This window comes from Gordonia sp. LMA167, assembly GCF_058130025.1.
The window spans coordinates 4,172,311-4,185,774 of the sequence record NZ_CM176708.1 but is presented as its reverse complement, the minus strand read 5'-3'; the positions used below and the strand labels follow the sequence as shown (position 1 = coordinate 4,185,774).

At 66.2% G+C, this 13,464-nt stretch carries 6 protein-coding genes; 2 read left to right on the top strand and 4 right to left on the bottom strand.

What is annotated here, in order from left to right; all coding sequences use genetic code 11:
• Positions 1 to 29 precede the first annotated feature (29 nt).
• Positions 30 to 1,013: an SDR family NAD(P)-dependent oxidoreductase gene (locus ACVT6V_RS18965; RefSeq protein WP_489895450.1), complete on the top strand. Its 984-nt coding sequence runs from the start codon at positions 30 to 32 to the stop codon at positions 1,011 to 1,013.
• Between the two features lie 9 nt (positions 1,014 to 1,022).
• Here the strand turns inward: ACVT6V_RS18965 and ACVT6V_RS18960 are convergent, their stop codons facing one another.
• The 4 genes from ACVT6V_RS18960 to ACVT6V_RS18945 form a co-directional block, all read right to left on the bottom strand.
• Complete coding sequence (locus tag ACVT6V_RS18960; protein WP_489895448.1) at positions 1,023 to 6,515, bottom strand: ATP-binding protein; 5,493 nt, start codon at positions 6,513 to 6,515, stop codon at positions 1,023 to 1,025.
• 937 nt (positions 6,516 to 7,452) lie between these two features.
• Positions 7,453 to 9,066, bottom strand: coding sequence for a fatty-acid--CoA ligase FadD5 (gene fadD5, locus ACVT6V_RS18955; RefSeq protein WP_489895446.1), 1,614 nt, complete (start codon positions 9,064 to 9,066; stop codon positions 7,453 to 7,455).
• 139 nt (positions 9,067 to 9,205) lie between these two features.
• Positions 9,206 to 10,621, bottom strand: coding sequence for an aldehyde dehydrogenase family protein (locus ACVT6V_RS18950; RefSeq protein WP_489895444.1), 1,416 nt, complete (start codon positions 10,619 to 10,621; stop codon positions 9,206 to 9,208).
• A 12-nt stretch (positions 10,622 to 10,633) separates the two neighbouring features.
• Positions 10,634 to 11,761 (bottom strand): NDMA-dependent alcohol dehydrogenase, encoded by a 1,128-nt coding sequence (locus ACVT6V_RS18945; RefSeq protein WP_489895442.1) that lies wholly within the window; start codon positions 11,759 to 11,761, stop codon positions 10,634 to 10,636.
• Positions 11,762 to 12,058: 297 nt separating this feature from the next.
• On the opposite strand from ACVT6V_RS18945, the gene ACVT6V_RS18940 reads away from it, so the two are divergent.
• Positions 12,059 to 13,132: an AraC family transcriptional regulator gene (locus tag ACVT6V_RS18940; protein ID WP_489900886.1), complete on the top strand. Its 1,074-nt coding sequence runs from the start codon at positions 12,059 to 12,061 to the stop codon at positions 13,130 to 13,132.
• Positions 13,133 to 13,464 lie beyond the last annotated feature (332 nt).

Here is a 13,464-nt window from a genome sequence, read left to right as displayed (position 1 = left end):
TGGATCCCACCAAACGCAGGAGCTCGAGCATGCTGTCCCGCACATATCCCGCCCCGGCGCCTCGGTTCTTCGACGAGGTCGTGGCCACGCTGCCGAGACTCGATGGGAAGACCGTCGCCATCACCGGTTGTACGAGCGGCACCGGACTTGTGATGGCCCGTACCTGTGGACGATTGGGTGCACGCGTCATACTGCTCAATCGTCCGTCGGAACGAGCCGACGCGGCGGCTGCCGACCTCCGGAACGATGACGTCGAGGCGGTGCAGGTCCCCTGTGATCTGCAGCGGTTCGACAGCGTTCGGGTCGCCGCCGACATGCTCGCGCAGGCCTGCCCCGACGGTCTCGATGTGCTGTGCAACAACGCCGGTGTGATGGGTCTGCCGGACCAGGCCACGGTCGACGGGTGCGACATCCAGATGCAGACCAACCACCTGTCGCACTTTCTGCTGACGTCGCGGGCCTGGCCGCTACTCGTGCGAGCTGCTGAGGCCCGCGTCGTCAACCAATCGAGCGGAGCCCGACGCGGACCGGCCCTTCGCGCCGACTATCTCGGTACCAACGGAGGACACCTCGGCGGCGACGGGTTTCCGGGCCTGGGCAAGTGGCGTCGATATCAGCAGTCGAAACTGGCGAATCTGCTGTTCACCTACGCGTTGCACGATCGGATTTCCGCAACCCACGCCGGCTCGGGAGTCGCGAGCCTGTGCGCGCACCCGGGTCCCACCAACTCCGGATTGCAGGCAAAGACCACCGATGCCGGCGGAACGCGGGTGCTCGACAAACTCATCCTGCAACGCACGCTCCGAGTCGCTCACTCCGTCGAGGACGGAGCACTCGGAATCCTGCGCGCATCGTGCGACCCCACCGCACGCAGCGGCGAGTTCTACGGACCGCTCGGGAGTGGGAAGCCGGGTCCGGCCCAACTCCTCACTCCCGAGCGCGATCCCGAATCCGAAGGACTGCTCTGGGAGTCGAGCCTGGCCACCACCGGGGTGGCCGACTTCTTCGGATGAGGGTTTCGACTACGAAACCCCTACCTGCGCACTGTGATCTGACCACCGGGGGCTTCCCTCGATGGCACCGATGATGCGCGGACGCAGTTCGGCGGCCTGGATCACGGCGTCGACCGAACCGACCTCGACCGCACGTCGGATGCTGTGAACCGAATCGAACTCGGCGGCGATCTCGCTGATCTTCTCCGCGCGCACGGACTGCCGGGTATCGGCCAGCTCGGCGTTCAACGCCGGCCGATCGGCCCCGGAGGCCTCCGCCACCCGCAGTTCCAGCTCGCGAACGCGAGGATCGGCACCGACTCGCTTGGCGACCTCGCCGGCGAACACCACTGCCGCTGCCGGTGCGCCGCCGAGCACCGAGGCGAACGAGCCGTCGATGGCCAGCACGGTCATGTTCGGGTTCAGTGCCTTGGAGAACACCACGAACGCGCCACCGTGGTATCGCGAGATCACGCAGAACACGATGGGTCCACGGAAGTTCACGATCGCACGGCCGATCTCGGCGCCGTACTCCAACTGCAGCTTCCGCATCGACTCAGGTGAACCGTCGAACCCGGACAGATTGGCCAACACCACCAGCGGACGGTTGCCGCTGGCCACGTTGATCGCCCGTGCCGCCTTCTTCGACGACTGCGGGAACAAGGTGCCCGCGGTGTAGGTGTCGGGGCCGTCGGTCGGCTTGTAGCCGCGACGCTGCACCTCCCGCGACTCGATACCGAGCAGACACACCGGGATACCACCGAGATGGACATCGCACACGACCGCCGTCTCGGCGTCGGCCATGCCGGCCCAGCGTTCCAGCACCGGGTGGTCCTGATCGGCGACCGCACGCATCACGGTCCGGATGTCGAAGGGCTTCTTGCGATCCGGGTTGGTCGCCGACGAGAAGATCTGGCCGACCGTGGTGAAGTCGCTGCCCGCGAGCACATGTGGGAAATCGGAGACGTCCCGATCGGTCGGATCGCTTGTCAACGACCGTCGCGGTGCCTGCTCGCCGGGTGCGATATAGGTGTGGTCGTAGTGCGACATCAGGATGTCGCGCGCGGCCTCCAGGTTGGGCGCCCAGTACTGCGCCTGCCCGTTCGGACCCATCACCCGGTCGTAACCACCGATACCGAAGTTGTCCTCGGCGGACACACCGCCGGAGAAGTCCAGCGACTGCTTACCGGTCAGCACCATCGCCGAATCCGGGGTCATCACCAGGACACCCTTGGTGTGCATCAGCATCGTCGCCTCGGCGTTCCAGTACGGCTGCGCACCGACGTTGATACCGGCGACGACGATGTTGATCTCGCCGCCCGCCTGGGTGAACTCGACGACCCGCTTGAGTGCGCGTGCCACCCAGTCCATGTTCTCGGTGCCCGAATCCATCGAGATCCGCGCTCCCGACGACAGCGAGTACCACTCGAGCGGCACCTCCATCTGTTCGGCGAGATCCAGGGCGGCGATCACTCGACTGCACTCCGGTTCCGACAGTGCACCAAGCGATTTCGTCGGATCCCCGAGCAGCACCACGCGGGTGACACCCTGCGGGTACTTCTCGGACGGCGTGGTCACCACACCGGCCACGATGGCCGCGGTGTTGCGGCCCTTAGGGCGATCGACCTGCACGAGTCGCTGCTCGACATCGAGGTCATATTCGGTGAACTCACCGAGCAAGCCGGTCAGCTCGTAGGGATAGACCGTGTTACGTCGGGCGGCCTGCAGCACCTTCTGGCGGTAGGCGTCGACGGGCTCGATCGGGTCGTCGGACTGCTCTCCCACGGTCACGTTGAAGCCGCCGGTCGCATTCACCGAGAACCGCACTGCGACCTTGGTCAGCTCGCCGGAGTCGCGGTCGCGGCGCCGCGCGATGAGCAGCACCTCTTCGAGGCCGACGTCGGTGGCGGTGCCCCGGATGTAGTCGGCGATCGTGTCGAGATCCTCGGGCGTGTCGCTGATCGGCGGCCAGACGTACATGATGATCCGGTTGGTGTTGACGGTCCTCTTGGAGCCGCGCTGAGCCCGCCGGATCGAGTCGACACAGGATGCCAGTGTGGTCTCGGCGGTGGGCACGGTCAGCAGTCGGCCGTCCTGCTCGCGCATCGCGGTGAGGTCACGGACCTGGGCGAACGCGATGAGGCGGTCGTCGGCCGGGTTCTCCTTGGCAACGCACCGGAAGAGGTACACCTCTTCGTCGTCGGACGACGGCAGCTGGGTGAGGTCGAACTTGCGCAACCGCTCCATCTGCATCCGCTGGGCGATGTAGGGATGCAGTCCGCGGATCAGCCGCTCCTCGGACATGCCGGTGGCCGACTGCCGGAACGTGATGTGCTGGTGCATGCGGGCATCACCGCTGCCGGCGACGGTGACGGTGACGCGGTGCACCTGGTTGGGCAGCGATCCGGTGTTGATGATCTCGTGCAGGGCGCCCGCCATGACGTCGAAGTCCGTGGGCTGCTGCTCCCAGCTCAGGTAGATGTCGGCATCGACGGATGCGGTGTCCCGGGCGATCTCGGCCAGACCGGTGATCGCGGCGGGAAGCTGGTCGTAACCCACCGCGGCCGACACGAGGTTCGCGCCGTCGCGTCCGGCGATCACGAAGGTCGCTCCACCCGCCTGCTGGATGTGGATACCCGTGAGGCCCTTGTTTCCGTAATAGCGACGGGTCAGCACCTCTAGCATCACGGTGTTGTCGGAGTTGCCGCGCAAGATGCGCTGTCCGAGCAGTCGAACCAGCGGCTCGGTGCTGCGGACCATGTCCGCGATGCGTTCGTCGCGGTCGGGAGCGTCGGGGTTCGCGTCCAGGTAGCGCAACTGCTTGCGGACGTTGTTGTAGACCCGCGCCCGGTCGCGCCGCAGCAGCGGCTGGCCGTACCAGGCGTAGACGACGCCGCGTGCGAGGTCGGCGATGGCCGGGAACCGGACCTGCGTTGCCGCCACGAGCCGGTCCAGGCCGCTGCCGACAGCGTCCTGAAGTTCGTCGCGCGGAGTCGGTTCGCGCAGCCACTCCCGCAGCAGTGTGCTGATCACGGTCACCGAATCGGCGGGCTTCTGAAGCGCCAGGAAGATCCGGAACACGCCGGCTTCGAGTTCGGGGGTACGTTCCAGATCGGTGACCCCGTAGTGGGCCAGGGCCCTCCCGAGCTGGGTGTGGAAGGTCTCGGGCAGTCCGTCGCGCTCGACGTCGAGGCTCTGCAGGTACGTGTGGAAGTTCTCGCGTGCGCTGTGTACGTGCTCGATGCCGAGGTCTTCACCCGAGGTCCGGTTCTGGCTCAGTTCAGCGAGGTCGGCGAACACGGTGATCAGTTCGAGCTCGTCGGCGAGCGGACGGCGCCCGTTCTCGAGCGCATCACGGCGAACCGAGAGGTAGTCGTTGAGCAGTCGACTGCGATCGTGCGGGTCGACGTCGTACCCGAGCAGCTGACTACGCAGATCTTCTTGGCTACGGGTCGTGCGCTCGTGTGCCTCGACGTGCGTCGGCTCTGCGGGAAGTTCGAGGTCGATGCCCTCGGTCGCCTCATCAGCTGACTCGTCGTCGTCATCGTCGGCCAGCGGTTCGAGTCGCAGCAGCGTTGCGCCGGTCTCGACCTGCGTGCCGACCGACACCAGGCTTTCCTTCAGCCGCGAGCGGACCGGTGCACGCAGCACCGTCTCCATCTTCATGCTCTCCAGGACCAGCACAGGAGCTCCGGCCTCGACCTCCGCACCCACCTCCAGCGGTGTGGCGACAACCAGCGCCGGAGCGGGCGAACGGACGACGCCGCCCTCATCGCGACTGACCCGATGGGTCACGCCGTCGACGTCGACCAGGTGGATCGGTCCGTGCGTGTCGGTGACGAGTCGGTAGCGGACACGATTGACCACGATCTGCGCGGTGTGCTCGTCGAAGCGTTCGATCTCGACGTCGGCGGTGTGGGTGTCGGCACCTGCTTCGATGCCGACCCGGAAGCGATGCGCTCCGATCCGTGCCACGCGAACGCGATAGCCCGCGCCACGCAGCTTCAGGTCGAGGGGACGTCCGCTGTCGTGCTGGACCTGCGGCCGTCCACCGGCTGCCGTCGACAGCAGTCGTTGCCGTTCGACGAGTTCTTCTTCCTCGTAGGCGTCGATGGCCGCAGCCGCCAATGCGATGGCGGAGTGCCGGTTGGCGACGAGCTCACCGTCGGCGCGCACGCGGTCGATCCAGCCGGTGTCCGCACTGCCGTCGATCACCTCGGGCCGGTTCAGCAACTCGAGGACAAAGCTCTTGTTGGTCGCGCCTCCGGCGATGATCACGCGCGTCTCGCGCATCGCACGCCGCAGCCGTCCCAGCGCTTCGTCGCGGTCACGGCCGTAGGCGATGATCTTGGCGATCATCGAGTCGAAGTCGGCCGGGATGGTGTCGCCCTCGCTGACCCCGGTGTCGACGCGGATGCCCGGACCGGCCGGCAGTTCGAGCAGTGCGATGCGGCCGGGTGCGGGTGCGAAGTCGCGATCGGGGTCTTCGGCGTTGAGTCGTGCCTCGATGGCGTGGCCGCGTTCCTGCGGCGGCTCACCCTCCAGGCGGCCACCGGAGGCGACGAACAGCTGTGCCCGTACGAGGTCGAAACCGGTTGTGGTCTCGGTGATCGGGTGCTCGACCTGCAGACGGGTGTTGACCTCCAGGAAGGCCAACAGATTCTCGCCCGGGTGGTAGAGGAACTCAACCGTCGCCGCACCCCGATAGCCCACGGCGACCGCCAGTCGCTCGGCCGACGCCTTGAGATTGGCGACCTGGTCGGCGGGGAGTACCGGCGACGCCGATTCCTCGATGATCTTCTGGTTGCGTCGCTGCACCGAGCAGTCGCGCACGCCCAGCGCCCATGCGGTGCCCTGACCGTCGGCGATGACCTGCACCTCGACGTGTCGGGCGCCGGTGACCAGGCGCTCCAGGAAGACCACGCCGCTGCCGAAGGCCCGGGCCGCCTCGTCGCGGGTTCGTTCGTACGCGTCCCGCAGATCGGCGTCGTTGGTGACCTTCCGGATGCCTCGACCACCACCGCCGGCGGTCGCCTTGAGCATCAACGGATAGCCGATCTCGGCCGCCGCAGCCAGCGCGTCCTCCACGGTGTCGACACCGCCTCGGCTCCACGCGGCCACCGGCACGCCGACCTCTTCGGCGATCAGCTTGGCGCCGATCTTGTCGCCGAGCTTGAGCATGGCTTCGGCCGACGGGCCGACGAAGGTCACGCCGATGCGGTCGCAGAGTTCGGCGAAGTTCGGGTCCTCGGCGACGAAGCCCCAGCCGACCCAGGCGGCGTCGGCGCCGGTCTCGAGCAGGGCGTGCTCGAGGACCTTCAGGTTCAGATACGGGCGCGCTGCGGCAGGCCCGAGGTCGTAGGCGATGTCGGCCTCGCGCACGAATGTCGCGTTCCGGTCGACGTCGGTGTGCAGGGCGACCACCTCGATCTGCTGCCCGGTCTCCGCGGACAGACCCCGGACTGCGTGGATGAGGCGCATCGCGGCCTCACCCCGGTTCACGATGGCAATGCGAGCGAACATCACCGACTCCCTTCTCTTATGTGCCTGCCGATTGGCGCGTGGCGGTCGCGGCGCCCGGCTCGACGGCTGTGCCGAGCTCGGGTCGGGCGGTTGTGGTCGGACGCAGAACGTCGACGGCTGACGTGGTTGATTGTTGCGAATCGTTTCCCTACGCGCGAGTACGGTTTGTGAGCCCGGCAGATGAGAGAGATATCCCACAGCAGGTTGATTTTGCCGGAGGACTCGCTTCGGCCACGTTCTCGCCCGATCGGCCTGCACTGGTCGGCGCATCGTGAGTGGCCGCATCGCAGCAGGTCAGCGCTGCTATGGAGTTGGTCGATCGACCAGAATCGCGCCGCGACGCAGGCGGGTGACGAGGACGCCATCGGCGCCCGATGTCATCTTCGGCACCCTTCACAAAAAATCAGAAGAACTTCCACCGCAAGCGCCGGTCGAGGCCGTCACCACTCGGTCCCTGAGGAGGTCCGGAGCGATAGCGGAGGGCCGTCACGAAGGGCGCCCTTCGTGACGCTTCGCTCGTTCCTCGCGAGGCTCCTCAGGGAGCGGTGGTGACGTTCGCGACGTTCCTCGGGTTGTGCACTGCCCGTCGGTGGCGGTCGTGGCGCGGGATGGGAGTCGTCACCACTCGGTCCCTGAGGAGGTCCGGAGCGATAGCGGAGGGCCGTCACGAAGGGCGCCCTTCGTGACGCTTCGCTCGTTCCTCGCGAGGCTCCTCAGGGTGCGGGGGTGACGTTCGCGACGTTCCTCGCGAGGCTCCTCAGGGTGCGGGGGTGACGTTCGCGACGTTCCTCGCGAGGCTCCTCAGGGTGCGGGGGTGACGTTCGCGACGTTCCTCGCGAGGCTCCTGAGAGACCGGGGGTGACGCTTCGCTCGTTCGTCCGCGACCGCCCCTCGTGGGTGCGCGCGAGATTCGAGCCCGCGCCACCCACCCGTCGAATCAGTGGGCGAGCCCGGCGTCCTTGCTCCCATAGGCGTCGCGCAGCTTCGGCTTCACGACCTTGCCGCCGGCATTGCGCGGCAGTTCATCGATGATGACCAGATCCTTGGGCTGCTTGAACCGGGCGAGGTTGTCATTCAGATAGGGCTCGAGTTCGTCGAGGGTGAGATCGTCGACTCCCTCCGCCAGGACGACGACGGCGACGGGGACCTCTCCCCACTTCTCGTGGGCACGACCGATGATTGCGGCCTCGGCGATCTTGTCGTGGCCGTACAGGACGTTCTCCACTTCCGCGCAGTAGATGTTCTCCCCGCCGGAGATGATCATGTCCTTGGCCCGGTCGACGACGTAGAGAAAGCCCTCGTCGTCCTGGCGTACCAGGTCGCCGGAGTGGAACCAGCCGCCGCGGAAGGCGTCAGCGGTGGCCTGCGGGTTCTGCCAGTAGCCCACCATCATGTTCGGGCCCCGATAGACGATCTCCCCCACCTCCCCGGGTTTGACGTCGTTCATCATCGGGTCGACGATGCGTGCCGTCACCGCGGGCACCACCTTGCCGATGGAGCCGATCTTGCGCAGCGCGTCCTTACCCTCGAGGATCGTGGTGATGGGTGACATCTCGGTCTGACCGAACGCGGTCATGTTGAGCGCCTCGGGAAAGTTGTCGTTCATGGCGTTGAGGACGGTGTCCGAGGCCGGCGCGGCGCCCCAGCTGATCGTCTTCAATTTCAGCTTTCGTGGTCGGGCCTGCTGTGCGGCGCATACCGCCTGCCACTGCGCGGGCACCATGAACACCGACGTGGTCCCCTCCCGTTCCAGGGTGTCGAGCATGTCGTCGGCATCAAAGGCGCCCAGCGGATGGATCACCGACCGGACCCCGCGGTAGAGCACCGGTGCGAAAGCTGCAAGGCCCGCGATGTGGAAGATGGGTGGAACGATCGAGGCCACGTCGTCGTCGGACGATCCACTCTGTGACGTCGCGATCACCGTCATCGCCTGCGCCTGTAGATTCTGATGGGTCAGCATGGCGCCCTTGGGTTTTCCCGTGGTTCCCGAGGTGTACATGATGAGAGCGACGGTGTCTTCGGGCACATCGATCTCGGGCAGATCCGACGAATCCTCGGAAACGAGCGTCTCGAAGTCGAGGTGGGCCTCGTTCTCACTGCCGCCGACCACGATAGTGGTGTCGATCCCGCCGGTCGCGGCGCTGACGGCGTCGGCGAGTGGGGCGAGCATCGTCTCGGTCACTATCACCTTCGCCCCACTGTCGTTGACCAGAAAGCCGACTTCGGCGGGACTCATGCGGATGTTGACCGGCACTGGGATGGCACCGATCAGATTGGCCCCCAGCACCGCTTCGAGGTATTCGGTGCGGTTGAGCAGGGCCATCAGGACGCGGTCGCCGAACTGCACTCCCCGCCGGTGCAGCGCGGCGCCGAATGCGCGCGATCGTGCGTCGAGTTCGCGCCACGTCGTCACAGTGTCGAGGTAGGTCACCGCCGCCTGATCGGGGGTCATGAAGGCATGCCGACGGACCTGGTTGTTCCAGTGATTTCGACGCGAGCGCAGCGGTTCGGTGGTCAGATCATTGGTCGATCCGGTGGTGGTGACTGACATGTTTCATCTCTCCCTCGTCGTGCGCCGCGGATCCGTGCCGGGGGCGCATCAGACATGTGGCCGTGATCACACACTAGAACGTCTCGCTGCGAAACCGGAGACGATCCCGGTTTCGCAGCGTCGACGGCAATGCCATCGGTCAGCCCTGGATGGACTTGACCTCCAAGAACTCTTCGAGGCCGAATTGTCCTGCCTCGCGACCGATCCCGGACTGCTTGTAGCCACCGAAAGGCGCATCGAGATTCATTCCGGCATCGTTGACCGCGATCTGGCCCGCCCGAATCCTTCGCGCCACCTTCTGGGCACGTTCCGTCGAGCCAGACCAGACCCCACCGGCGAGACCGTAGATGGTGTCGTTGGCGATCTCGACTGCCTCGTCCTCGGTGTCATACGGCTCGATCGCGAGCACCGGGCCGAAGATCTCCTCGCGGTGAATCGTCATCTCCGTGGTGACGTCCGAGAACACAGTCGGCTGGACATAGGCTCCGGGACCGTCTCCCGGCTCGGTCTGTCCGCCGGTCACAACACGTGCACCCTCGTCGATTCCCTTCTTGATGTATCCGAGAACCCGCTCCTGCTGGGTTCGAGACGAGAGCGGCCCGAGCACTGTGGCCTCGTCGGTCGGGTCGCCCACGGGAATCGACTCGATCACGGTTTTCGCGATGCTCTCGACGTCGGCCAGTTTGGAGCGAGGCACCAACAGACGGGTCAGGGCCGAGCAGGTCTGGCCCGAGTTGAGCAATGCGGCCTGCACCGCGGCCGGCACCGCGGCGGTGAGGTCGGCATCGTCGAGCAGGATGTTGGGGCTCTTGCCACCGAGTTCGAGCGAGACCCGCTTGACGGTGTTCGACGCGAGTTCACTGACCCGTCGCCCAGCCCGGGTGGAGCCGGTGAAGCTGATCAGGTCGACGTCAGGATGCGACGCGATGGCCTCTCCCACTTCCGGACCCGTTCCGAACACCACGTTGAACACACCCGGCGGAAGTCCCGCGGCGTCGATGATCTCGGCCAGAACGATGGCGTTGAGCGGTGTGACCTCACTCGGTTTCACCACCACGGTGTTGCCTGCGGCCATGCCGTATGCGGCCTTCAGCGCGATCTGGTGGAGCGGATAGTTCCACGGCGTGATGGCACCGATGACCCCGTAGGGCTCGCGGACGATCGTCGACCCGCGGTAGCTGCCCTCGAATTCGAACTCGGTGACGATGGCGGCGGCCTGCGCGAAGCTGTTGATGGGCAACGGGACCTGCGCCGCACGGGCGAACGACATCGGTGCGCCCATCTCGCTCGAGATGAGTGCGGCCAGTTCCTCCGAACGATCGATGAGTCCCTGCGCGATCGCGCCGAGATAGCCGGCGCGCTCTGCCACCGACGTCGCCGACCATCCGTCGAAAGCGGCGCGCGCGGCCCGAATGGCCTGGTCGACGTCGTCGGCCGACCCCGCGGCGACTTCGCCGATGGTCTCGTCGGTCGCCGGATTCGTCACCGGGAGAAGCGAACTCCCCGTAGACGGAATCCACTGCCCGTTGATGTAGTGGTCCTTGTGGGTACGCATCTGGGTGTCTCCTCAGTAGTCTTCGTCGGTGTACAGGACGACGCCGCGCAGGTTCTTGCCGTCGGCCATGTCGCGGTAGCCCTGATTGATGTCCTCGAGGCGATACGTCGTGGTGACGAGTTCATCGAGCTTCAACAGTCCGGATCGATACAGGTGCAGCAGCTTGGGGATCTGGGTGCGCGGGCCCGCGCCGCCGAAGATGGCCCCCTGCACCCGCTTCTGCAGCAACGTGAGCTCGAAGAGGTTGAGATCGACCTGCCCGTCCTGGAAATTGCCCATACCGGTGACGACCACCTGGCCACCCTTGGCCGTCATGCCGAGTGCCTGCTGAACGTGCTCTCCCTTGATCTCGCCCACGGTGATCACCACGACGTCGGCCATGTGACCCCAGGTGATGTCGGGTAGCTCCGCCATTGCCTCGTCGACCGACGCGTAGGTGTGGGTGGCGCCGAACTCCATCGCCTTCTTCTGCTTGAACTCCACCGGGTCGATCGCGACGACGAACCGTGCACCTGCGAACGCGGCACCTTGGACGGCATTGATACCGACACCACCGACCCCCATGACCACGACCGTGTCTCCGGGGCGGGTATTGCCGATCTCGGTCGCCGAACCCCACCCGGTCGACACGCCGCAACCGAGCAGGGCGGCCTTGTCCAGCGGAATGTCCTTCTCGATCTTGACGACGGACGCCTGATTCACGGTCACGTAGGGCGCGAATGTTCCCAACAGGCACATCTGCAGCACAGGCTGCCCGTCGCGGGTCACCCGGTAGGTCTTGTCGGAGATCGCCTGCCCGGTAAGCAGCCCGGCGCCCTCGTCACACAGGTTCTGCAGTCCGGTCGAGCATGACGGACACGTACCGCAGGCGGGGATGAACGCCAGCACGACGTGATCGCCCTCCTCCAGTCCGGTCACGCCAGGGCCGACCTTGGTGATGACGCCGGCACCCTCGTGGCCGCCGAGGACCGGCATGATGGGCACCGGGCTCGACCCGGTGACCAGGTGCGCGTCGGAGTGGCACAGGCCGGACGCCGCGAGCTTGACCTGCACCTCGCCTGCCGTCGGATCGCCGAGGTCCACGTCGGCGATCTTCCAGTCTCCGCCGACCTCTTCGAGGATCGCTGCCTTGGTCTTCATACGTTCTCCTTGGGACTTGGTGAACCGGGTGGCCGGGGTGCGTGCTGTGTCATCGGACCGGAAACGCCGCGCCATGTGACGACTGTCACGTCGGTCGTTGATGAGCGTATGGTCGGGAGGCGCGACACAGACAGGTCATTCGGGGCCAGAAGGATGGCAATTGCGGCCACACAGGGGGACTCGGACGGTCGTCCCACTCCTTCGCGTGAACGTGCAGAGAATTGCCGTGGCGCGGCCTGGAGGGTGATACTCCTCACATGGCTCGAGCGGCGCGGCAGAGAGGATGACGGCGTGACGATGATCGTCGAGACGGACGGGGACGTGATCGATGAGGCGTCGGCAACGGTGTTCGCCCGCATGCCAGACCCATGGGACCATCCACGCACGACCGCCGGCGTGGCCATCATCTGCGCGTGGGCTGCCGACAACGGGGTATCGCCCGAATCGCTTTGGGACGGATCCGGACTGACCGGGGACACTCTTACCGACACGGCCAAGCTGATCGAGGCGCAGCAGGAGATCGTGGTGATCCGGAACCTGCTGGCCGCCCTCGGTGACCGACCGGGTATCGGGGCCGAGATCGGCCGGGAGTACCACCTGACGTCGTACGGCTACTACGGCTATCTGCTGCAGGCCTGCAGTCTGGTCGCGGACATGGTGCGGTGCGGTCTGAGGTACTCGCCGCTGACGTTCGCCTTCGCGACGATGACCGGTGAGCTCGTCGGCGACGACCGCTGGTCACTCTCGGCGCACACCGCGGGTGTACCAGATGACATCGCGGCATTTGTGATCGAACGTGACCTCAGCGCGAGCGTGCAGATGCAGCGTGAACTGTTCGCCGGCACCGACGTCGCGCCGTTGCGAGAGGTGCACCTGACCCGCGATGCACCCGACGGTGACGCGCGTGACACTTATCGGGAGGTTTTCGAGGTCTCGGTCGACTTCGGTTGCAGCCGAGACGAGTTGATCTTCGATCGCTCCTACCTCGACCTGCCGCTGCCCATGGCCAATCCACACACCGCCGCTGTCATCATCGAACAGTGTGAGCGGCTGCGCGCGGAACGCCTGCACGCTCACGGGGTGGCCGGTCGTGTGCGCGCGTATCTGCTCGAGCAGCCGTCGCTGGACCGGACACTCGAGGAATGTGCCGCAGACCTGCACTACTCGGCTCGGACGTTGCGCCGGGGCCTCACCCGCGAGGGCACCTCGTATCGGGCGATCCACGACGATGTCCGTCGTAGCCTGGCGCACGACCTGATCCGTGACACGTCGTTGCCGCGGACCCAGATCGCCGAGCGACTGGGATACCGCGACTGGTCGAGTTTTTCGCGGGCGATGCGACGGTGGGCGAGCTCACCGACCGCCGACTGAGCACTGGTTCGCCTGGCGGTCGCTCGGGCGGGGACGATTGCCGATCACTTCTTCGTAGAGGTTCGGATCCGAGCTCCCATCCACCACGAGTCCTGAGGGAGCCCGAACGCTCGCAAGGATGCGCCGGCGGAAGGCCGCCCTTCGTGACGTCCCTCCGCCGGCGCTCCGGGCCTCCTCAGGGATCAGTGGCTCGTGATGAGCTGATGAGCTGAGGACACCGGTGGATCAGGCTGAACGATCAGTGGCCCGGCGTGAGCTGAGGACACCGGTGGATCAGGCTGAGCGATCAGTGGCCGCTAAGCAGACCACAGCCCCATTGAGAATCCGGCTGT

Excerpts from the sequence above, each read along its gene's own strand:
- ACVT6V_RS18965 (WP_489895450.1), top strand. The coding sequence starts at position 30 with ATGCTGTCCCGCACATATCCCGCCCCGGCGCCTCGGTTCTTCGACGAG.
- ACVT6V_RS18960 (WP_489895448.1), bottom strand. The coding sequence starts at position 6,515 with ATGTTCGCTCGCATTGCCATCGTGAACCGGGGTGAGGCCGCGATGCGC.
- fadD5 (WP_489895446.1), bottom strand. The coding sequence starts at position 9,066 with ATGTCAGTCACCACCACCGGATCGACCAATGATCTGACCACCGAACCG.
- ACVT6V_RS18950 (WP_489895444.1), bottom strand. The coding sequence starts at position 10,621 with ATGCGTACCCACAAGGACCACTACATCAACGGGCAGTGGATTCCGTCT.
- ACVT6V_RS18945 (WP_489895442.1), bottom strand. The coding sequence starts at position 11,761 with ATGAAGACCAAGGCAGCGATCCTCGAAGAGGTCGGCGGAGACTGGAAG.
- ACVT6V_RS18940 (WP_489900886.1), top strand. The coding sequence starts at position 12,059 with ATGATCGTCGAGACGGACGGGGACGTGATCGATGAGGCGTCGGCAACG.